Source organism: Streptomyces catenulae (assembly GCF_000718015.1).
Taxonomy (GTDB): domain Bacteria; phylum Actinomycetota; class Actinomycetes; order Streptomycetales; family Streptomycetaceae; genus Streptomyces; species Streptomyces catenulae.
The window spans coordinates 136,608-156,719 of record NZ_JODY01000007.1 but is presented as its reverse complement, the minus strand read 5'-3'; the positions used below and the strand labels follow the sequence as shown (position 1 = coordinate 156,719).

At 74.1% G+C, this 20,112-nt stretch carries 20 protein-coding genes and 1 riboswitch; of the genes, 10 read left to right on the top strand and 10 right to left on the bottom strand.

The features are described from left to right. Nucleotides 1–63: 63 nt before the first annotated feature. Complete coding sequence (locus tag IF23_RS0109330) at nt 64–816, top strand: endonuclease/exonuclease/phosphatase family protein (RefSeq protein ID WP_157847989.1); 753 nt, start codon at nt 64–66, stop codon at nt 814–816. Between the two features lie 3 nt (nt 817–819). On the opposite strand, the gene IF23_RS0109325 is transcribed toward IF23_RS0109330, so the two are convergent. Next, nucleotides 820–1,476, bottom strand: coding sequence for a hypothetical protein (locus tag IF23_RS0109325; RefSeq protein ID WP_030281803.1), 657 nt, complete (start codon nt 1,474–1,476; stop codon nt 820–822). Beyond that, entirely contained in the window at nt 1,463–2,260 is a 798-nt protein-coding gene (locus tag IF23_RS0109320; RefSeq protein WP_030281801.1) for an alpha/beta hydrolase, read from the bottom strand. Before IF23_RS0109320 ends, IF23_RS0109325 begins: the two co-directional genes overlap by 14 nt. Nucleotides 2,261–2,457: 197 nt before the next feature. On the opposite strand from IF23_RS0109320, the gene IF23_RS0109315 reads away from it, so the two are divergent. The 5 genes from IF23_RS0109315 (at nt 2,458) to IF23_RS0109295 (ending at nt 7,657) form a co-directional block, all read left to right on the top strand. Then, a complete protein-coding gene (locus IF23_RS0109315; RefSeq protein ID WP_037677774.1) occupies nt 2,458–3,225 on the top strand; it encodes a lysophospholipid acyltransferase family protein in 768 nt (255 codons plus the stop codon). Between the two features lie 29 nt (nt 3,226–3,254). Continuing rightward, nucleotides 3,255–4,541 (top strand): MacS family sensor histidine kinase, encoded by a 1,287-nt coding sequence (macS, locus tag IF23_RS0109310; protein WP_425423817.1) that lies wholly within the window; start codon nt 3,255–3,257, stop codon nt 4,539–4,541. Then, entirely contained in the window at nt 4,538–5,239 is a 702-nt protein-coding gene (locus IF23_RS0109305) for a response regulator (protein ID WP_051739444.1), read from the top strand. The genes macS and IF23_RS0109305 overlap by 4 nt, the downstream gene beginning before the upstream one ends. Before the next feature lie 186 nt (nt 5,240–5,425). After that, nucleotides 5,426–6,454 carry a 6-phosphofructokinase gene (locus IF23_RS0109300; RefSeq protein ID WP_030281794.1) on the top strand — a complete coding sequence of 343 codons (1,029 nt, stop codon included), beginning with the start codon at nt 5,426–5,428 and terminating at the stop codon, nt 6,452–6,454. Nucleotides 6,455–6,640: 186 nt separating this feature from the next. Next, nucleotides 6,641–7,657, top strand: a complete 1,017-nt coding sequence (locus tag IF23_RS0109295; RefSeq protein ID WP_030281792.1) for a 2-hydroxyacid dehydrogenase — start codon at nt 6,641–6,643, stop codon at nt 7,655–7,657. On the opposite strand, the gene IF23_RS0109290 is transcribed toward IF23_RS0109295, so the two are convergent. After that, nucleotides 7,623–9,614, bottom strand: coding sequence for an anthranilate synthase family protein (locus tag IF23_RS0109290; protein ID WP_030281790.1), 1,992 nt, complete (start codon nt 9,612–9,614; stop codon nt 7,623–7,625). The two genes, IF23_RS0109295 and IF23_RS0109290, sit on opposite strands and share 35 nt — an antisense overlap. 92 nt (nt 9,615–9,706) lie before the next feature. After that, nucleotides 9,707–9,763 carry a trp operon leader peptide gene (locus IF23_RS35575; protein ID WP_425423822.1) on the bottom strand — a complete coding sequence of 19 codons (57 nt, stop codon included), beginning with the start codon at nt 9,761–9,763 and terminating at the stop codon, nt 9,707–9,709. A gap of 203 nt (nt 9,764–9,966) precedes the next feature. Between IF23_RS35575 and IF23_RS0109285 the strand changes: the two genes are divergently transcribed. Both IF23_RS0109285 and IF23_RS31950 read left to right on the top strand, forming a co-directional pair. After that, nucleotides 9,967–11,316, top strand: coding sequence for a class II 3-deoxy-7-phosphoheptulonate synthase (locus IF23_RS0109285; RefSeq protein WP_030281789.1), 1,350 nt, complete (start codon nt 9,967–9,969; stop codon nt 11,314–11,316). Between the two features lie 168 nt (nt 11,317–11,484). Beyond that, on the top strand, nt 11,485–11,835 hold the full coding sequence (locus IF23_RS31950; RefSeq protein ID WP_051739450.1) for a (2Fe-2S)-binding protein: 351 nt from the start codon (nt 11,485–11,487) through the stop codon (nt 11,833–11,835). Between the two features lie 21 nt (nt 11,836–11,856). On the opposite strand, the gene bfr is transcribed toward IF23_RS31950, so the two are convergent. After that, nucleotides 11,857–12,336 (bottom strand): bacterioferritin, encoded by a 480-nt coding sequence (gene bfr / locus IF23_RS0109275; protein WP_030281785.1) that lies wholly within the window; start codon nt 12,334–12,336, stop codon nt 11,857–11,859. Nucleotides 12,337–12,489: 153 nt separating this feature from the next. On the opposite strand from bfr, the gene IF23_RS0109270 reads away from it, so the two are divergent. Beyond that, nucleotides 12,490–13,113 carry a sulfite oxidase-like oxidoreductase gene (locus IF23_RS0109270; RefSeq protein ID WP_030281784.1) on the top strand — a complete coding sequence of 208 codons (624 nt, stop codon included), beginning with the start codon at nt 12,490–12,492 and terminating at the stop codon, nt 13,111–13,113. A gap of 68 nt (nt 13,114–13,181) precedes the next feature. On the opposite strand, the gene IF23_RS0109265 is transcribed toward IF23_RS0109270, so the two are convergent. The 5 genes from IF23_RS0109265 to thiO all read right to left on the bottom strand — a co-directional run bounded on the left by IF23_RS0109265 (nt 13,182) and on the right by thiO (nt 18,546). Then, entirely contained in the window at nt 13,182–14,090 is a 909-nt protein-coding gene (locus tag IF23_RS0109265) for a deoxyribonuclease IV (protein ID WP_030281782.1), read from the bottom strand. A 94-nt stretch (nt 14,091–14,184) separates the two neighbouring features. After that, the gene (pknB, locus tag IF23_RS0109260) at nt 14,185–16,152 is read right to left on the bottom strand and encodes a Stk1 family PASTA domain-containing Ser/Thr kinase (protein ID WP_030281780.1); all 1,968 of its coding nucleotides are present in this window, start codon (nt 16,150–16,152) and stop codon (nt 14,185–14,187) included. Between the two features lie 130 nt (nt 16,153–16,282). Beyond that, nucleotides 16,283–17,077, bottom strand: coding sequence for a thiazole synthase (locus tag IF23_RS0109255; RefSeq protein ID WP_030281778.1), 795 nt, complete (start codon nt 17,075–17,077; stop codon nt 16,283–16,285). Nucleotides 17,078–17,080: 3 nt separating this feature from the next. Continuing rightward, entirely contained in the window at nt 17,081–17,320 is a 240-nt protein-coding gene (gene thiS, locus IF23_RS0109250) for a sulfur carrier protein ThiS (RefSeq protein ID WP_030281776.1), read from the bottom strand. Beyond that, nucleotides 17,317–18,546, bottom strand: a complete 1,230-nt coding sequence (thiO, locus tag IF23_RS0109245; RefSeq protein WP_211266140.1) for a glycine oxidase ThiO — start codon at nt 18,544–18,546, stop codon at nt 17,317–17,319. The genes thiS and thiO overlap by 4 nt, the downstream gene beginning before the upstream one ends. Next, nucleotides 18,544–18,655, bottom strand: a riboswitch (TPP riboswitch). (Overlaps the previous gene by 3 nt.) A 157-nt stretch (nt 18,656–18,812) precedes the next feature. Here thiO and IF23_RS0109240 point away from each other — a divergent pair. Continuing rightward, entirely contained in the window at nt 18,813–20,054 is a 1,242-nt protein-coding gene (locus IF23_RS0109240; protein ID WP_030281772.1) for an NAD(P)/FAD-dependent oxidoreductase, read from the top strand. The last annotated feature ends 58 nt before the right edge of the window (nt 20,055–20,112 follow it).

Here is a 20,112-nt window from a genome sequence, read left to right as displayed (position 1 = left end):
CGCCGCGTCCCGGACGCGGCGGGCGCCGCACTTTCCGGGCCCCCGGCACAAGGAGCCGCCGTGCTGTCCGCGCTTCCCGTCTCCCGCACCGCACCGGACGGTTCGGCCGTCGTGCGGGTGCTCAGCTACAACATCCGCTCGCTGCGCGACGACGGGGCGGCGCTCGCCCGGGTGATCCGCGCCTGCGCGCCCGACCTCGTGCTGATCCAGGAGGCGCCGCGGTTCTTCCGCTGGCGCAAGGCCGCCGAACGGCTGGCCCGGGCGAGCGGTCTGACGTATGTCACCGGCGGCGCCACCACCACCGGCCCGATGATCCTCGCCACGCTCCGCGTCCACGTCGAGCGGACCGCCGACATCCTGCTGCCGCGCACCCCGGGCCTGCACCGGCGCGGCTTCGCCACCGCCGTCGTCCGCGTCGGCGGCGCCCGTCTCGGCGTCCTCAGCTGCCATCTCAGCCTCGCCGCCGAGGAGCGGTACGCGCAGGCCGGACGGCTGCTCGCGGAGCTGGCGGCGCTGGAGGTGCCGTACGCGGTGGCCGGTGGGGACCTCAACGACCGGCCGGACGGGCGGAGTTTCCGGCTGCTGTCCGGTGCGCTGACCGACGCCTGGGCCGCGCACCCGTGGGGCGGGGAGTTCACCTCGACGCCGCGCGACCCGCACCAGCGCATCGACGCGCTCTTCACCACCGGCGGCGTCGAGGTGCTGGGCTGCGGCGTCCCGTACGGGCTGCCCGGGGTGGCCGCCGGGGATCTGACGGCCGCCACCGACCATCTGCCGGTGCTCGCGGCGCTGCGGATCCCGGCGGCCGCGCGCTAGGTCTCAGACCACCGCGCCGCTGCCCGGCGCCGGTCCGTCGCCGTCCTCGTCGTCGCCCTTCATCCGGGCGATGAGGGTGGCGAAGCCGCCGAGGAAACCGCCGATGCCCAGGACCGTGATCCACCACGTCACCGGCTGCTGGAGCAGCACCATGACGATCAGGAGCAGCGGGCCGCCGAGCACCGCGAGCCAGGCGAACTTCGCGGTGACGTCGGCCTGCGGGAGCGGGGGCGGCTCGGGCGGGGTGAAGTGGCCCTCGTCGTTCTCGTCGAAGTCGTCGTCGGAGGGCTCGGCGGCGCTCCAGTCGCGCGGGCCGACGCCCGGCGCGTACACCACGAAGCTGCCGGGGGAGGCGGGCGCCGCGGGGCCGGGCGGTGTCTTCGGCCCGTCGTCGTCCGCGGTCCGCTCCTCGGGTCCGGCGTCCTCGCCGGGGCCGTCGGACGCCTGCGGTGCGGGGCCGGGCCGCTCGCCCTCCGGGGCGGCCGTACCGCCCGTGGCCTTCGCGCCCGCGCCGGGCTCCCCGGGGCCGGTGGTCTCGTCCCGTACCTCCCGGCGGGCGTCGTCCCACGCCGGTTCCTCGCCGTAACCCGCGACGATCTGGGCCCAGGCGGCCTCTTCGTCCAGCGGGTCCTGGGGATCGCGAGGGCTACGCTCCGCCACGGGCCGCCGTCCCCTCGTCCGCCGGGTCGGTCAGGGCGCCGGGGGCCAGCCGCTCGATGAAGGCGGCGGTGTCCCGGAAGATCTGCTCGGCGTCGTGGTCGAGCGTGGCGACGTGGTAGCTGTGCTCCAGCAGCTTCCGGTCCACGTCCGTCGACGAGACCCGGGCCAGGATCCGCTCCGAGTCGGCCGGCGGCACGACATGGTCCTGCGGGCTGGTCATCACCAGCAACGGCTGGGTGACCTGCGGGAGTTCGGTGTCCACCAGCCGGAGGAACTGCCGCAGGGAGTGCGCGGCGTGCAGCGGGACGCGGTCGTAGCCGGTCTCCTCGGCGCCCTCCTTGGCGATGTCGCTCGCCAGGCCCTTCGTCGTCGGGAGGACGTGGCGCAGCACGGGCAGCAGCGGTGCCGCCGTGTCGTGCACCTTGTTGGCGGGGTTGACCACCACGACGCCGCCGAGCGCGTCGCCGTGCCGGGCGGCGAGCCGCAGCGCCAGCGCGCCGCCCATCGACAGCCCGCAGACGAAGACCTGGTCACACCGCTCGGTCAGCGCCCGCAGCTCGCGGTCGACCTCCGCGTACCAGTCCTGCCACGTGGTGACCGCCAGGTCCTGCCAGCGGGTGCCGTGGCCGGGCAGCAGCGGCAGCGCGACGCTCGCCCCGCGGTCGGCGAGGTACTCGGCCCAGGGGCGTACGGACTGGGGGGAGCCGGTGAAGCCGTGACACACGAGGACGCCGACCTCTCCGCCGTCACGGCGGAACGGCTCGGCTCCGGGAAGGAGCGGCACCGGGGAACTCCGATCGATGGGGGATCTGGGTCGTCACCTGCAGCGTACGCGGAGTGACGCCGGTGGGGTAAGGGCGATCGCGCGATGCGGGGGCCCGCCCCGTCCCGGGCGGCGGACCGGAGGCGACGAACGGGGCTCCGGGCCGGGTTAAGGTCTTTGCGTCACACACAGGAGGCAGTCGGTTGATCTACGGCGCAATGAAGTTCTCTCTCGGCGGTTCGCTCAAGCTGGCGTTCCGTCCCTGGGTGGAAGGCATCGAGAACGTTCCCGCCGAGGGTCCGGCGATCCTCGCGAGCAACCACCTGTCCTTCTCGGACTCCTTCTTCCTGCCCGCGGTCCTCGACCGCAAGGTCACCTTCATCGCGAAGGCCGAGTACTTCACCTCGCCCGGCGTGAAGGGGAAGCTGACCGCCGCGTTCTTCAAGGGCGTGGGCCAGCTGCCCGTCGACCGCTCGGGGGCGCGCGGGGCGGGCGAGGCGGCCATCAAGAGCGGTATCGAGGTGCTGGAGCGCGGTGAGCTGTTCGGCATCTACCCGGAGGGCACCCGCTCGCCCGACGGCCGCCTCTACCGCGGCAAGCCCGGCGGTCTGGCCCGGGTCGCGCTGGCCACCGGTGCGCCGGTCATCCCCGTCGCGATGATCGACACCGAGAAGGTGCAGCCGCCCGGCAAGATCGTCCCGAAGATGATCCGGCCCGGCATCCGCATCGGCAAGCCGCTGGACTTCACGCGCTACCAGGGCATGGAGGGCGACCGCTTCATCCTGCGCTCGGTCACCGACGAGGTGATGTACGAGATCATGAAGCTCTCCGGCCAGGAGTACGTCGACATCTACGCGACGGCCGCCAAGCGGCAGATCGCCGACGCGAAGAAGAAGGCCGAGGCCGAGGCGAAGAAGGCCGAGGGCGTCGGCAAGGGCAAGGGGCACGGCACGGACGGACCGGGGAAGGCCGAGGCCGGGGCGTAGGCGCGCCCGGCGAGGGGTGGGGGCCGGGGATGGCGGACACCGACGGTACGACGGAAGCGGGCGGGGCGGTGGCGGGCACGGCGCCCGCCGCGTCGCGGCCGGGGCTGCGCATGTCCGTGGAGCTGCCGCTGTGGCGCGCGCTCACCGGCTACCGCGTCCTCACACTGATCTACACCTGTTGCCTGGTCGCCTCGCAGTACGAGAAGTACGTGCATCCGCTGGGCGCGGTCGGCTACATGGCGGCGCTCGCCGTCTGGACCGCGCTGACCTGGCGCCACACCACCTCGGCGGAGCGCTGCACCCGGCGCTTCCTCGCCGGTGACCTCACCTTCGCGGTGGGCGGCATCCTGCTGACCATGGTCGTCGAGTCCCATGAGCGGATCATGGGCGGCGCGGCCACGCTGCCGTCGATCTGCACCGCGGGCTCCGTCCTCGGCTTCGCGATCAAGGGCGGCTGGCGGTGGGCGATGGCCGCGTCCAGCCTGGTGGCCGTCGCCAACCTCGTCGAACGCGAGGAGCTGGCCGGGAACACCATCCACAACGTCGTGCTGGTCTGGGTGGCGAGCGTGGCGATCGGCTACGTCGTCGAGGTGGCCCGCGACAGTGAGCGCACCCTCGCCCGGGCGCTCCAGATCGAGGCGGCGACCCGGGAGCGGGAGCGGCTGGCCCGCGACATCCACGACAGCGTCCTCCAGGTCCTCGCGATGGTGCAGCGCCGCGGCGCCGCGATCGGCGGGGAGGCGGCGGAGCTGGGCCGGATGGCCGGGGAGCAGGAGGTCGCGCTGCGGACGCTGGTGGCCGGTGGGCCGGTCCCGCCGCCCCGCGCGGGCGCCCCGGCGGCCGCCGCGCCGCGGGTGGCCGCCGTGCCGCCCGCCGACGCGCCGCAGGGCCGCTGTGACCTCCGGGCGCTGCTCGCCCCGTACGCCGGGAGCGGGGTGACGTTCTCCGAGCCGGGCGCCGCCGTCGAGCTGCCGGCCCACGCCGCCGGGGAGTTGGCCGCCGCGGTCGGCGCCGCGCTGGACAACGTACGGGTGCACGCCGGGGAGGGCGCCCGGGCGTGGGTGCTGCTGGAGGACGAGCCGGAGGCGGTCGTGGTGACGGTCCGGGACGACGGTCCCGGCATCCCCGAGGGGCGGCTCGACGACGCGGAGCGGGAGGGCCGCCTGGGGGTCGCGCTGTCGATCCGCGGGCGGCTGCGGGACCTGGGCGGCACCGCCGAGTGGCTGTCGGTCCCCGGACAGGGCACCGAAGTGGAGTTGACCGTACCCAAGGGCGCCGTGCCCGAGGGCCGACGCGGGGGGAAGGCGCGGGCATGAGCGAGCAGGACGGCACGGTTCCGGCAGGCGGTTTCGGCGGCGGGATACAGGTGATGGTGGTCGACGACCACCCGATGTGGCGCGACGCCGTCGCCCGGGACCTGGCGGCCGCCGGGTGCGAGGTGGTGGCCACCGCGGGCGACGGTCCGCAGGCGGTGCGCCGGGCCCGTGCCGTGGTGCCGCAGGTCCTCGTCCTGGACCTCAACCTCCCCGGGCTGCCCGGCGCGCAGGTCTGCAAGGAGGTCGTCGGCTCGCACCCCGGTGTGCGGGTCCTGGTCCTGTCGGCCAGCGGGGAGCACGCCGATGTGCTGGAGGCGGTGAAGTCCGGGGCGACCGGCTATCTGCTGAAGTCGGCGAGCACCGAGGAGCTGCTGGACGCGGTGCGCCGCACCGCCGCCGGTGAGCCGGTCTTCACACCGGGGCTGGCCGGGCTGGTCCTCGGCGAGTACCGGCGGCTGGCGACGGAACCGGCGCCCGCCACCGCGGACGAGCCCGGCGCCCCGAGCCTGACCGACCGGGAGACCGAGGTGCTGCGGCTGGTCGCCAAGGGCCTCTCGTACAAGCAGATCGCCGAGCGGCTGGTCATCTCGCACCGCACGGTGCAGAACCACGTCCAGAACACCCTCGGCAAGCTCCAGCTCCACAACCGCGTCGAGCTGGTCCGGTACGCCATCGAGCGCGGGCTCGACGACGCCTGACCGCGGGCCGCGTCACCACCGCGCCGGGGTCCCGCCCGTACGGGTGATCGTCCGGCGCCAACTCGCCCTCCGGGCACCGGAGTCGGCGGCACACCCATCCCGGAGTGACCCAGATCACGTCTAGCGTGGCCGCATCGGTTCGTGCGGGGCCGTGCGCGGCCCTCTGACGGGATGTAGGTGAAGGCGATGCGGGTCGGAGTGCTGACCGGCGGTGGCGACTGCCCCGGTCTGAACGCGGTGATCAGAGCCGTCGTCCGCAAGGGCACCCAGGAGTACGGACACACCTTCGCGGGCTTCCGCGACGGCTGGCGCGGGGCGCTGCGGGGCGACGTCCGCCCGCTGGACATCGCCGCGGTCCGCGGCATCCTGCCCCGCGGCGGTACGGTCCTCGGCTCGTCGCGGACCAACCCCTTCCGGGAGGACGACGGCGTCCGCCGGATCAAGGAGACGCTGGCCAAGGAGGAGATCGAGGCGTTGATCGCGATCGGCGGCGAGGACACCCTCGGCGTCGCGGCCAGGCTCTGGGAGGAGCACGGCGTGCCCTGCGTCGGCGTCCCCAAGACCATCGACAACGACCTCTCGGCCACCGACTACACCTTCGGCTTCGACACCGCCGTCGGCGTCGCCACCGAGGCCATCGACCGGCTGCACACCACCGCCGAATCCCATATGCGGGTCCTGGTCGTCGAGGTGATGGGCCGCCACGCCGGGTGGATCGCGCTCCACTCGGGGCTGGCGGGCGGCGCCAACGTCGTCCTCATCCCCGAGCAGCGCTTCGACATCGAGCAGGTCTGCGCCTGGATCGAGTCCCGCTTCCGGGTCCGCTACGCGCCGATCGTCGTCGTCGCGGAGGGCGCGATGCCCAAGGACGGCCAGATGGTGCTGAAGGACGGCAGCACCGACGCGTTCGGGCACGTACGGCTCTCCGGGGTGGGGGAGTGGCTGGCCGCGGAGATCGAGCGGCGGACCGGCAAGGAGGCGCGGACCACCGTCCTCGGCCACACCCAGCGCGGCGGCACGCCCAGCGCCTTCGACCGCTGGCTGGCCACCCGCTTCGGGCTGCACGCCGTGGACGCGGTGCACGCCCGGGACTTCGGCTCGATGGTGGCGCTGCGCGGCACCGACATCGTGCGGGTGCCGCTGGCGGAGGCGACGGCGCAGCTCAAGACGGTCGATCCGGCGCTGTACGCGGAGGCGGGGGTGTTCTTCGGCTGACCGGCGCGGGCGGCGGGCGGGCGCGTCCCCGGGTGCTCCCGGGCACTCCGGGCGCCCCGCCCGCCCGTCGCTCCACCGGGCCCCGTCCGCCCGCGCCGCGGCGGCGCCCGGCTCCGCTCCCCGTATATTCGGCCCGGCGGACAAAAGCCGCGAAGCGGTCGGGTGTGAGGCGAGGAGGAGAGCGGTATGGAGATCATCGCGTTCGGGGTGCAGACCGATGAACGGCCGCTGCTGGAGCGGGCGTTCGCCGACCGGCACCAGATCCGCTGCCTGGACGTCAACCTCGACCGCGACACCGCCCCCATCGCCCACGGCTACGAGATCGTCACCACCGACGTCAACTCCGAACTGTCCGCCGAGGTCCTCCAGACCCTCTTCACCGGCGGTACGAAACTGATCGCCCAGCGCGCCACCGGCTACAACAACATCGACCTCCGGGCCGCCGCCGACCTCGGTATGACCGTCGGCCGGGTCGCCGCCTACTCGCCCTACGCCGTCGCCGAGTTCGCCTGGGCGCTCGCCCTCGCCGTCGACCGCCGGGTGATCCGCGCCGCCCAACGCACCCGCCTCTTCGACTTCCGCCTCGACGGACTGATGGGCCGCGACCTGCGAGGACGCACCGTCGGCGTGGTCGGCACCGGCCGGATCGGCGAGGCGTTCACCCGGATCGCGCACGGCTTCGGCATGCGCCTGCTGGGCTGGGACCTCGCCGAGAACCCGGCCTGCCGCGACCTCGGTATGCGCTACGTCGACCGCGACCACCTCTTCGCCGAGTCCGACCTGATCACCCTGCACGTCCCGCTGACCGACGCCACCCGCCACCTCGTCGACGCCGCCGCGCTCGCCGCCATGAAGGACGACGCCCTGCTCGTCAACACCAGCCGCGGCGGACTCGTCGACACCGCCGCCCTCGTCCGGACCCTGAAGACCGGCCGCCTCTCCGGCGTCGCCCTCGACGTCTACGAGGAGGAGGCCGGGATGTTCTTCCACGACCGCTCGCTCGACGTCGTCCGCGACGACGTCCTGGCCCGCCTGATGACCTTCAACAACGTCCTCGTCACCTCGCACCAGGCGTACTTCACCGCCGACGCGGTCGGCCAGATCATCGACGCCACCCTCGCCAACGTCGAGGACTATCTGGCCGGTCGCGGCGGCGCGAACCTCCTCGTCACACCAGGACGGCCGCCAGCAGCTGAGCGGTGAGCCCCGACCCGTCCAGCGTCAGCACCGACTCCGGGTGGAACTGCACCCCGGCGAAGCCCGGCCCGCGCAGCGCATGGACCTCACCGCTCACCCCGTCCCGGCTCAACTCCACGCGGTGCATGGCAAGTTCGGCGGCGGTGGCGTCGTCGCAGCGGGCGGTGAAGGTGTTGTAGAAACCGACGGTCTCCGGCCGCCCGAAGAAGTCGATCGTCTCCTGCGCCCCCTGGAACGGCACCTCCTTGCGGACGATCTCCAGCCCCAGTTCGGCCGCGAGCAGCTCATGGCCGAGGCAGACCCCGAGGACCGGCCGGTCCGCCGACCGCCCGCCCACCAGCTCCGCGGCGAGCGACCGCAGGAAGCGCATCTTCGGGTCCCCGGCGTCGGACGGATCGCCGGGCCCGGGGCCCAGCACCACCGGCCCCCGGTGCGCCCGCACCGCCTCCCGCAGCCCCGGCTCGTCGAACCGGCGCACCGTGACCTCCAGACCCGACGTCCGCAGCAGATGCGCCAGCATCGCGGTGAAGGTGTCCTCCGCGTCCACCACCAGCGCATGGCCGCGCAGCGCCGCGGTCGGCTCGCCGGAGCGCATCCGCAGCCAGAACGGCGCCAGATCCGCCCGCCGCGCATCCAGCGCCGCCCGCACCCGCGGATCGTCCGCCAACCGCGGCGCCCCGCCCTCCGCCGCCGCCCGCTTTGGCGCCGGTCGCACCCCCAGCGCGGTGAGCACCCCCGCCGCCTTCGCATGGGTCTCGGCCACCTCGCCGTACGGGTCCGAGGCCCGCACCAGCGTCGCCCCGACCGGCACCCGCAGCCGCCCGCCCGCGTCGATGTCGGCGGTCCGGATGAGGATCGGCGAGTCCAGCGTCTGCGCCCCGGACGCGTCCCGGCCCAGCAGCGCCAGCGCCCCCGCGTAGTAGCCGCGCCCCCGCCCGCCGGCGGCGCGCGGCTCGTGGCGCTCGATGACCCGGCAGGCGTTCTGCACCGGCGAGCCGGTCACCGTCGCCGCGAACATCGTCTCCTTCAGCACCTCCCGCACATCCAGCGAGGTCCGGCCGCGCAGCTCGTACTCGGTGTGCGCGAGGTGCGCCATCTCCCGCAGCCGCGGCCCGACGACCACCCCGCCGCCGTCGCCGACGGTGCACATCATCTTCAGCTCCTCGTCGACGACCATCGACAACTCCTCCACCTCCTTGCGGTCGCCGAGGAACGCCAGCAGCCCCTCGGCGGTGGGGCCGCCCGCCGGGTAGCGGTAGGTGCCGCTGATCGGATTCATCACGACGGTGCCGCCGCCCGGCGCGTCCGGCCGCGCCCCGGTCATCCGCACATGCACCTCGGGGCTGGCGCCGACCAGCGTCCGCACCCCGGGGCGGTGCACCACATACGTCCAGTACGCGCCGCGCTCCCCGGCCAGCAGCCGCCGGAACAGCGCCAGCGCGTCCGCGGCGCCGAACCCGTCGATCGCGCCCTCGAAGGTCCGCCGGATCACGAAGTTGGCGCCCGCCCCGCTGCCGATCTCGTCCCGCACCACCCGCCCGACGATCTCCGCGTAGGCGTCGTCGGCCACGTCGAACGCCCCGTCGCGCACCGTCACGTCGTGCGCCGGGAGCGCCGCCCGCACCGCGTCCAGCGGCAGCTCGTACGCGGTGTGCGGGCGCAGCACGGCGAGCGGGGTGCCGTCGTCGTGGGCGGTGAAGCCGCGCTCGCGGATCTGCCGGAACGGGACCAGCGCCAGCGCGTCGGTCACCGGCGCACCGGAGGTGTCCGGGCCGTCACCGAGCGGGATCTCGGCCAGCCGCCCGACCTCGGTGACCTCGCCGATCAGCACCTCGACGGTGGTGCCGTCCCGCCCGGGCGTACGGCGGCGCAGCAGCGCGAACGGCGGGCAGCCGGGGGCCAGCAGCCGCCGCACCAGGGCGGCGGCGTCCTGCGGCGCGGCGGTGGGGGAGGGGTGGTGCATACCGGGTTCCTTCCGGGAGGAGGAACGGCCGTGGACACACCGAAGGCCGCCCCTCGGGCGGCCTTCGCGGAGTTCGAGTGAGTACGCGCGTGTCAGCGGGCCGCCGGATGAGCGGTCCACCACCAGTTCGTGACGTGCTGCGCGTACATGCCGGGCACCCTACCGGACCCCGTGGCGCCCCGACGCCGCCGTCCGCACTCCGGACGGCCGTGTACGGGTGCGCGCAGCGGCCCGGAGCCGGACGGGAACCGGCGCCGGGGCCGGGTCCGGGGCGTCCCGGTGGCGGGTGGGGTCCGTCTCATACTCCGGGCGTGGCCCGGACACCCCCTCCGGACCCCGTAATGTGGACGGTGTGACCGTGAACGCTGATATCCACGCCGGTGGCAACACCTGGCGAGACCTGCCCGCGGCGCAGCAGCCCGACTGGCCGGACCACGAGGCTCTGCGCGATGTGATCGCGGAGCTCGAGTCCTATCCGCCGCTCGTCTTCGCCGGGGAGTGCGACCAGCTGCGCGAGCGCCTGGCGGCGGTCGCCCGCGGTGAGGCGTTTCTGCTGCAGGGCGGCGACTGCGCGGAGGCGTTCGACGCCGTCTCCGCCGAGCACATCCGCAACAAGCTCAAGACGCTTCTCCAGATGGGCGCCGTCCTGACCTACGCCGGGTCCGTCCCGGTGGTCAAGGTCGGCCGGATCGCCGGCCAGTACAGCAAGCCGCGCTCCAAGCCCACCGAGACCCGCGACGGCGTGACCCTGCCGACCTACCGCGGTGACTCCGTCAACGGCTTCGAGTTCACCGAGGCGGCCCGGATCCCGAATCCGGAGCGCCTCAAGCGGATGTACCACGCCTCCGCCGCGACGCTGAACCTCGTCCGTGCCTTCACCACCGGTGGCTACGCCGACCTGCGCCAGGTGCACGCCTGGAACCAGGACTTCGTGAAGTCGTCGCCCTCCGGCCAGCGCTACGAGGCGCTCGCCCGCGAGATCGACCGCGCGATGAACTTCATGAACGCCTGCGGCGCCGACCCGGAGGAGTTCCGCACCGTCGAGTTCTTCTCGTCGCACGAGGCGCTCATCCTCGACTACGAGTCGGCGCTCACCCGCACCGACTCGCGCACCGGGCAGCTCTACGACGTGTCGGGCCACATGGTCTGGCTCGGCGAGCGCACCCGCCAGCTCGACCACGCGCACGTCGAGTTCGCCTCGCGCATCCGGAACCCCGTCGGGGTGAAGCTCGGCCCGAACACCACCGCCGAGGACGCGCTGGCGCTCATCGAGCGGATCGACCCGGACCGTGAGCCGGGCCGGCTGACCTTCATCACGCGGATGGGCGCGGACAAGATCCGCGACCGCCTCCCCGAGCTGGTGGAGAAGGTCACCGCCTCCGGTGCGCAGGTCGCGTGGATCTGCGACCCGATGCACGGCAACACCTTCGAGGCGGCGTCGGGCCACAAGACCCGCCGCTTCGACGACGTGCTCGACGAGGTCAAGGGCTTCTTCGAGGTCCACAAGTCGCTGGGCACCCACCCGGGCGGCATCCACGTCGAGCTGACCGGCGACGACGTCACGGAGTGCGTGGGCGGCGGCGACGAGATCTTCGTCGACGATCTGCACCAGCGCTACGAGACCGCCTGCGACCCGCGGCTCAACCGCAGCCAGTCGCTGGACCTGGCCTTCCTGGTCGCGGAGATGTACCGGGACCAGTGAGTCCGTCCGTCGCGACGTGCGCGACACATCGGTGGGGCGCGGATCTGTGATCCGCGCCCCACCGCGTTGTCCGGCGTTGTCCGTGCCCTCCGGCGACAGGTAAGGTAAGGGTTACCTCACTGACGATCAACGGGATCGACGAGGCCGACCTACGCGGAGGTGGACCGGGTGTACGTGTGCTCCTGCTTCGGCATCACCGAGCAGCAGGTCCGCGACCACGCGGACACCGGTGCCTGCACACCCCGCCAGATCGCCTCCGCCTGCAAGGCGGGCACCGACTGCGGCGGCTGTGTCCGCCGCATCCAGGCGCTCCTCGGACGCGGTGCCTGCCCGCGCCGCGAACTGATCGACAAGGGCGCCCCCGAACCGCTCGGCGCGGACGTCCCGCCGGTCGCCGCCGAGGTCCCGCCGGTGGCGGCGGAGCCCCTGCCGGTGCTCCCGGATGCCCCGGTGGCCGAACCGGCGGCGGCGCTGCTCCCGGTGGTCCAGGTCTCCCCGGCGTACCGCGAAGCGGCCTGACCGTCCCCGCGGGCGGCGCGCTCAGGTGCTGGGCTGCTCGATGACCTGGGCGATGTAGAGCGGCTCGCCGAGCTTCTCCACCAGCTCCAACTGGGTGTCCAGATAGTCGATGTGGTGCTCCTCGTCGGCGAGGATGCTCTCGAAGATGTTGGCCGAGGTGATGTCGCCCTTGGCGCGCATCAGCTCGATGCCGCGCTTGAGCCGGTCGATCGCCTCGACCTCCACCTGCCGGTCCGCCTGGAACATCTCCGTCACGGTCTGGCCGACCCGGACATGGAACAGCCGCTGATAGTTCGGCAGTCCTTCCAGGAAGAGGATGCGGTCGGTGAGAATTTCCGCGTGCTTCATCTCGTCGAACGATTCGGCGCGAGTGTACTTCGCAAGCTTCGGCCAGCCGAAGTTCTCCTGCATCTTCGCGTGCAGGAAGTACTGATTGATCGCGGTCAGCTCGGCGGTCAGCTGCTCGTTGAGGAATTCGATGACCTCGGGGTCGCCCTGCATGGCAGCGGGCTCCTTCCGCGCGGTAACGGGCACGTGCGCCGCATCCTTGCATCGCCCGGAGCGTAACGTCCAGTAAGTGCACGCTTACTGTGGATTGCCCGTTTCGTCTGGTGTTGGTCAGGGGCACCCCTTCCGGTCTGACACCATGGAGGCATGGGCCAGCCGGAAAGCCGCGAAGCGGAGCAACCTCCGCTGCCTCCCGGGCAGCGACTGCAGCGGGGCTGGCCCGTCACGCACTACGGCCCGGTGCCGAAGTTCCGCCCCGAACGCTGGGAGTTCCGCGCCTTCGGCGCCACCGCGGACGGCGACAAACACTGCTGGACGCATGAGGAATTCGCCGCGCTGCCGTATACGACGGTCGTCGCGGATATGCATTGCGTCACCAAATTCAGCATGCTCGGCGCCGAATGGGGCGGCGTCCGTACGGCGACGATCCTCGAACTCGCACCGCCCGCACCCGAGGCCACACACGTGATGGTCTGGGCGGAATACGGATTCAGTTCGAACCTGCGCCTGGAGGATTTCGCGGCGGAGAACTGCCTCTTCGCCACCCACCGCTCCGGCGAACTCCTCACCGCCGAACACGGCTTCCCGGTCCGGCTGATCGTCCCCCACCTCTACGCCTGGAAGGGCCCCAAGTGGGTCCGCGGCATCGAGTACATGACCGCCGACCGCCGCGGCTTCTGGGAGGAGCGCGGCTACCACAACCTCGGCGACCCCTGGCGCGAACAGCGCTACTCCTACCAGGAGGAACCGGGGGACGGGCCGGAGCTGTAGCGGCGTCGGCACCGGGGCGCGCGGCCCGCGCCCGGTGCCCCGGCCCGGGCGCGCCCCGGCCCGTCGGCTCAGCCGGTCGTGGCCGCCCGCAGCGCCTTCAGCCGGGCGACGTCCGCGGCGTGTCCCTCCGGGCCGCCGGGCGTCTCGATCACCAGCGGCACACCGTCCGTCGCGGGGTGGGTGAACAGCTCGGCGAACGGCTCCGCACCGAGATGACCTGCGCCGATGTTGGCGTGCCGGTCCTTGTGGGCGCCGACGACGTCCTTGGAGTCGTTGGCGTGGATCAGCCGCAGCCGACCCTCGCCGGTGACCTCCGTCAACTCGTCCAGCAGCGCCTTCATCCCGCCCGGCGCGGCCATGTCGTGACCCGCCGCGAACGCATGGCAGGTGTCCAGGCAGACGCCGAGCTTCGGGTGGTGCTCCAGCACGTCGAAGTACGGTCCGAGATCCTCGGCGAGCGCACACAGCGAGGCGCCCTGCCCGGCCGTCGGCTCCAGCAGCAGCCAGGGATCGTCGTCGTGCACCAGCTCCGCCAGCAGCGGCCGCATCCACTCCCCGGCCTGCGCCAGCGCCTCGGCGCGCGGCCGACCGCCGGTCGCCGAACCGGTGTGCACCACCACCCCGCGCGCCCCGATCTCCCGGCCGCGGCGCAGCGAGTGCCGCAGCGACGCCACCGACTTCTCGACCGTCGCCGCGGTGTGCGAGCCGAAGTTGATCAGGTACGGCGCATGGACGTACGCCGGTATGCCCGCCTCCGCGCAGCCGGCCCGGAACGCCTCGTCCTGCGCGGGGCTGCCCGCGGTCGTCGCCCAGCCGCGCGGGTTGGCGACGAAGACCTGGACCGCCTCACCGCCCATCGTGCGGGCGTAGGGAAGTCCGGTCCTGGCCAGGCCACCGGCGACCGGCACATGGCCGCCGACCGGATTACGGAGCCGACCGGGCGCGGCGGCGTCTGCGGGGGAGGGATGGTTGCTCACCCCACCAGGGTGCCAGGCCCCACCGACAAGGCGGCCGGGGCCCGGCACCGGCCGCCTCCACGGCGGGCGGACCGGCCGGACCCCGGAGGGCGTCCTACAGCGCGCCCTTGAGCTTGATCGTGATCGTGCTGCCCTTGGGTGCCTGCTCGCCCGGGTCGACCGACTGGGACTCGACGGTGTCCTGCGGGAACAGGAACGGCTTCTTGACCTCCACCGAGAACCCCAGGTCGGTCAGTTGCTTCTTGGCGTCGTCGACGTTCTGTCCCGTCACCTTCGGCACCGTGACCATCTCCGGGCCCAGCGACAGCGTCAGCGTGACCGTCTCGCCCTTGCCGAGCTGCCCACCGGCGGGGGACTGCCGGGCGACGGTGCCCTTGTCCTCGGGCGAGTGGACCGCCCGGTCGGCGAACTTCACCACGAAGCCCTCGTCCCGCAGCGTCTCGGCGGCGTCGTCGCGGTCGTCGCCCGTCACATCGGGGACGTCCAGCGCCGTGCCCCGGCTCACCGTCAGCGCCACCGCCGTGTCGGGGTGCCGCTCACTGCCCGCCGCCGGGTCCGTCCGGATCACCGATCCCTTGGCGACCTCGTCGCTGAACTCGCGGCGCGTCGCCCCGGGCACCAGCCCGCGCTCACGGAGCGTCCGCCGGGCGTCGGCCACCGGGGTGCCGGACAGGTCCGGGACGGCGACGATCTCCGGGCCGCGGGAGACCGTGAGCGTGACCGTCCCGGTGCCGCGTATGCGGGCGCCGGTGCCCGGGGCGGTGGCCATCACATGGCCGCGCCGCACATTGGGGCTGTAGTCGCGCACCACCTTCACGCCCAGCCCCTCGTCCCGCAGCGTCCGCTCGGCCTTGGCCTGCGCCATGTCCAGCACCGCGGGGACGGCGGTGAACTGCCCGGCGGTGACGTACCAGATGCCGGTGCCGCCGCCGAGGACCAGCAGCACCGCGGCGACGATCGCCACCAGCCGATGCCGCGGATCGGCGAACGGACCGCGCCGTGCGGGCGGCGCCGGGCGCAGCCGGGTGGTCGGCTCGGACGCCGGGACCTCCAGGCGGCTGGTGCGGTTCAGCCCCTCCTCCCCGGGCGCCGCGCCGAGCCCTGCGAACCCGGGCAGCGGCGGCTGCACCACGGCCCGCGGCAGCACGCTCGTACGCTCCGTGCCGTCCCCCGCCGCCACCTCCCGGGCCTGCGGCGGGGCCGCGTCCAGCTGGGCGTCGGACAGGCCCTCGCGGGCCTCGCGGACCGCGGAGAGCAGCGCCACCGCGTCCTCGGGGCGGCCCTGCGCGGCGCGGGCGGTGGCCAGCGCGACCAGCGCGTCCAGCGGCGCGGCGAGACCCGGGACCGCCTCCGAGGGCGGGGCGACGTCCTCGTGCAGATGGCGGTAGAGCACCTGCGCCGCCGTGCCGCCGGTGTGCGGTTTGGCGCCGGTGAGCATCTCGTAGAGCACCACACCGCAGGCGTAGACGTCGACGCGGGCGTCGGCGGTGCCGTCCTCGATCTGCTCGGGGGCGAGATACGAGACGGTGCCCAGGACCGCGCCGGTGGTGTCGGTGTGCGCGCCGACCGTGCGCACCAGCCCGAAGTCGGCGACCTTGACCCGGCCGTCGTCGCCGATCAGGACGTTCTCCGGCTTCATGTCGCGGTGCACCAGCCCCGCGCGGTGGGCGGCGCCCAGCGCGGCGAGGATCGGCTCCAGCACGTCCAGCGCGGCCCGCGGGCAGAGCGCGCCCCGCTCCCGCAGCACATCGCGGAGCGTGCACCCGGCGACGTACTCCATCGCCAGATAGACGTAGGTGCCGTCGGTGCCCTGGTCGAAGACGCCGACCACATTGGGGTGCGACAGCTTGGCGACCGATTTCGCCTCACGGATGAAGCGGTCCACGAACGCGCCGTCCACGGCCAGCGACGGATGCATCACCTTCAGGGCGAGCACACGGTCGAGCCGGGTGTCCAGGGCGCGGTAGACCGTCGCCATGCCACCGGCGGCGATGCGCGCCTCGACGCGGTACCGGCCGTCGAGCAACTGCCCGACCAGGGGGTCCTGAAGGGTCGTATCCACGGCAGACGAGTCTACGAGGACCCACCGACACCGCCGCCCGGGCGGCGGCCGCACGGGCGTACTGCAGCCGAACGGTGACCGGAAGCGGCCCCCGGGGGCGACGGGAGACCGCCCGCCGCCCCCCGGGGCGTCAGAACGCCGGGCGCTCCGGATCCAGCTCCGCGCGGCCGTCCTGCGGCGACGACGCCAGCGCGAAGTGGCGGCGCGGGATGCGTCCGGCGCGGAACGCCAGCCGCCCCGCGTCCACCGCGTACCGCATCGACCGCGCCATCAGCTCCGGCTCCTGTGCGCGGGTCACCGCCGATGCCAGCATCACCGCCGCGCACCCCAGCTCCATCGCGAGCGCTGCGTCCGACGCGGTCCCGGCGCCCGCGTCGAGGATCACCGGGACCCCGGCGCGCTCGGTGATCAGCTGGAAGTTGTGCGGGTTGCGGATGCCCAGACCGGAGCCGATCGGCGAGCCCAGCGGCATGATCGCGGCGCAGCCCACGTCCTCCAGCTTCCGGGCCAGCACCGGGTCGTCGCTGGTGTAGGGCAGCACCGTGAAACCGTCGTCCACCAGGGTCTCCGCCGCGTCCAGCAGCTCCACCGGGTCGGGCAGCAGGGTCCGCTCGTCGGCGATCACCTCCAGCTTGACCCAGTCGGTGCCCAGCGCCTCCCGGGCGAGCCGGGCGGTGAGCACCGCCTCGCCCGCCGTGAAACAGCCCGCGGTGTTCGGCAGCACCCGGATGCCGTGCCGGTCGAGGACGGAGAGGACCGAGCCCTGGACGGTCGGGTCCAGCCGCCGCATCGCGACCGTCGTCAGCTGCGTCCCGGACGCCAGCAGCGCCCGCTCCAGCACGTCGAGGCTGGGCGCGCCCCCGGTGCCCATGATCAGCCGGGAGGTGAAGTCCGTACCGCCCAGGGTGAGGAGGTCGTCGGCCATCGCTCAGCCCCCCTGGACCGCGGTCAGGATCTCGACGCGGTCCCCGGCGGCGAGCGGGGTCTGCGTCCACCGGGAGCGCGGGACGACGGTCTCGTTGACGGCCGCGGCGACCCCGGACGGGGCGGCGGACACCGTCGCCACCAGCCGGTCCAGGGGCAGCCCGCCGGGGATCTCCCGGGCGCTGCCGTTGACGGTGACCGTGACGGGGGCGGCGGAGGGGACGGGGGAGGACGGTGTGGTCATACCTGCTGCTCCTGGAGGACGCGTCCCGGGGCGGCCGGCGCACCGGCGCCCGGGGCGAAGCGGTCGGGGGAGAACGGGCGGGCCTCCTCGGGCAGCCGCCCCGTGGTGAGCGCCTCGGCCAGCGCGTCACCGGTGATCGGCGTCAGCAGCACGCCGTTGCGGAAGTGCCCGGTGGCCAGCAGCAGCCCGGGCAGCGCCGTCGGGCCGAGCAGCGGCGCGTTGTCCGGCGAGGCGGGCCGCAGCCCCGCGCAGGTCTCCACCAGCGGCAGCTCCGTCAGGCCCGGCACCAGCTCGTGCGCGTCCCGCAGCAGCTCGTAGACGCCGCCCGCGGTGACGGTGGTGTCCCAGCCCAGCTCCTCCGTGGTGGCGCCGACGACCAGCTCGCCGTTCTCCCGCGGCACCAGGTAGAGCGGGCCCCCGCGCACCACGGCCCGTACGGTGCGCGACAGGAACGCCGGGCTTCCCCGGGGCATACGCGGCAGCCGCAGCCGCAGCACCTGGCCCTTCACCGGGCGCACCGGCGGCCGGACCTCGTCCGGCACGCCCGCCAGCCGCCCGCTGAGGCTGCCCGCGGCCAGTACGGTGCTGCCCGCCGCGATCCGGGTGCCGTCGGCCAGCTCGGCGCCGGTGGCGCGCCCCCCGGCGACCGTCAGCCGGGTGGCACGGGTGCGGTGGAAGGCCACCCCGGCCCGTTCGCACGCCACCAGCAGCGCCGCGGTCAGCCGCCGCGGATCGGTCTGGTGGTCGCCGTCGACCCGCAGGCCCCCGCGCACGCCGGGCGCGAGCATCGGCTCCAGGCGGCGGCACTCACGCCCCGGCAGCCAGACCGACTCCAGCCCGCACCGCACCTGGAGGGCGTGGAGTTCACGCAGGTGGGCGCGGTCGTCGGCGTCCAGCGCCACGGCCAGGGTGCCGCAGGCGCGGTAGCCCGCGTCCAGACCGCTCGCTTCCTCCAGCTCCGCGACGAAGTCCGGGTAGCGGCGGGCGGAGGCGAGGTTGAGGCCGAGCAGCGTCTCCTCACCGTGGTGCAGCTCGGTGACGGCGGCGAGCATCCCGGCCGCGACCCGCCCGGCGCCGCCGCCGGGCTCCGGGTCGGCCAGCGCGGTCCGCAGCCCGCGCCGCGCGGCCCGCCAGGCGGTGACCAGCCCCATGAGGCCGCCGCCGAGCACCAGCACGTCGGGGTGCGGCGGATCCGTCGGGTTCGGTGGTGTGGCAGATGGAGGCATGGGCTTCCAGCCCCTCCCTTCGCCGGCATGACCCGGATCAGGTTCGTACGGTCGGAGGCCGGTCAGCCTCCCTCTCAGCCCGGTACGCCGGGCTCCCGCGAGTGCGTGTCCGCCTCACCCTAGTACCCGCCTCCCGGGCCCCGTAAGGCAGCGCCCGGGGAGCGGACGGGCCGTCCGGGGGAGCGGGTGACGGTCCGTAACGCTGTGTCAGAGATCTCCTTGCGCGGTGCTGCGGACCGCTTCCCGCGCCGTCCTAGAGTGACCGGGTGAGCGAGCAGAGGAAGTCCTCCCAGGCCCCTGACCACACGCCGCACGTGGTGATCGCCGGTGCGGGTATGGCGGGCGTGCAGACCGCCGTCGCGCTGCGCGAGAACGGCTGGCACGGCGCGATCACCGTCTTCGGCGACGAACCGCACCCGCCCTACGACCGCCCGCCGCTCTCCAAGGCGGTCCTGCTGGGCAAGGCCGACGGCGCCGCCTTCGACGTCGACTTCCGCTCCCTCGGCATCGACCTGGAACTGGACCACCCGGTCACCGGCATCCGCCCCGCCGCACATCTGCTGGACACCGCGCGCGGCCCGGTCCGCTACGACCACGCCGTCCTCGCCACCGGGGCCGCACCCCTGCGGCTGCCCGGTACCGAGGGGCACCCCGGGGTGCATCTGCTGCGCACCCTGGACGACGCCCGGCGGCTGCGGCCCGTCCTGGCCGGGCGGAGCGAGATCGTCGTGGTCGGCGCGGGCTGGATCGGCGCCGAGTTCGCCACCGCCGCCCGGGAGGCGGGCTGCACCGTCACCGTCGTCGAGGCCGCCGACCGCCCGCTGGCCGGGGCGCTGCCCGCCGACGTCGCCGCCCACATCGCGCCCTGGTACGCCGCGGCCGGTGCCGAACTGCGCACCGGGGCGCGGGTCGCCACCGTCGAGGAGCGCGGGGTGGTGCTGGACGACGGCACCGCGCTGCCCGCCGACGCCGTCCTCGTCGGTATCGGGGCCCGCCCCGCCACCGGCTGGCTGGCCGGATCCGGTATCGCGCTCTCGCCCGAGGACGGCTCGGTCCTCGCCGACGACCGGCTGCACACCTCCGCCCCGGATGTCCACGCCGTCGGCGACTGCGCCTCCTTCCCCTCCGCCCGCTACGGCCGCAGGCTCCTCATCCACCACTGGGACAACGCCCTCCAGGGCCCCCGCACCGTCGCGCAGAACATCACCGGCGACCCCGCCGAGGCCGCCGTCTACGACCCGGTCCCGTACTTCTGGTCGGAGCAGTTCGGCCGCTTCGTCCAGTACGCGGGCGACCACGGCGGCGCCGACGAACTGGTCTGGCGCGGCGACCCGGACAACGCCGCCTGGTCCGTCATCTGGCTGCGCGACGGCGTCCTGGTGGCGCTGCTGGCGGTCGGCAGGCCCCGCGACCTGGCCCAGGGCCGCCGCCTCATCGAACGCGGCGCCACCCTGGACCGGGTGCGGGCCGCCGACGCGTCCGTCCCGCTCAAGTCCGCCGTCCGCTGAGCCGTACGGGGCCGGGCGCGGCGCCGTACGGGGACCGCGCGCGAGGGCCGTGGTGCCG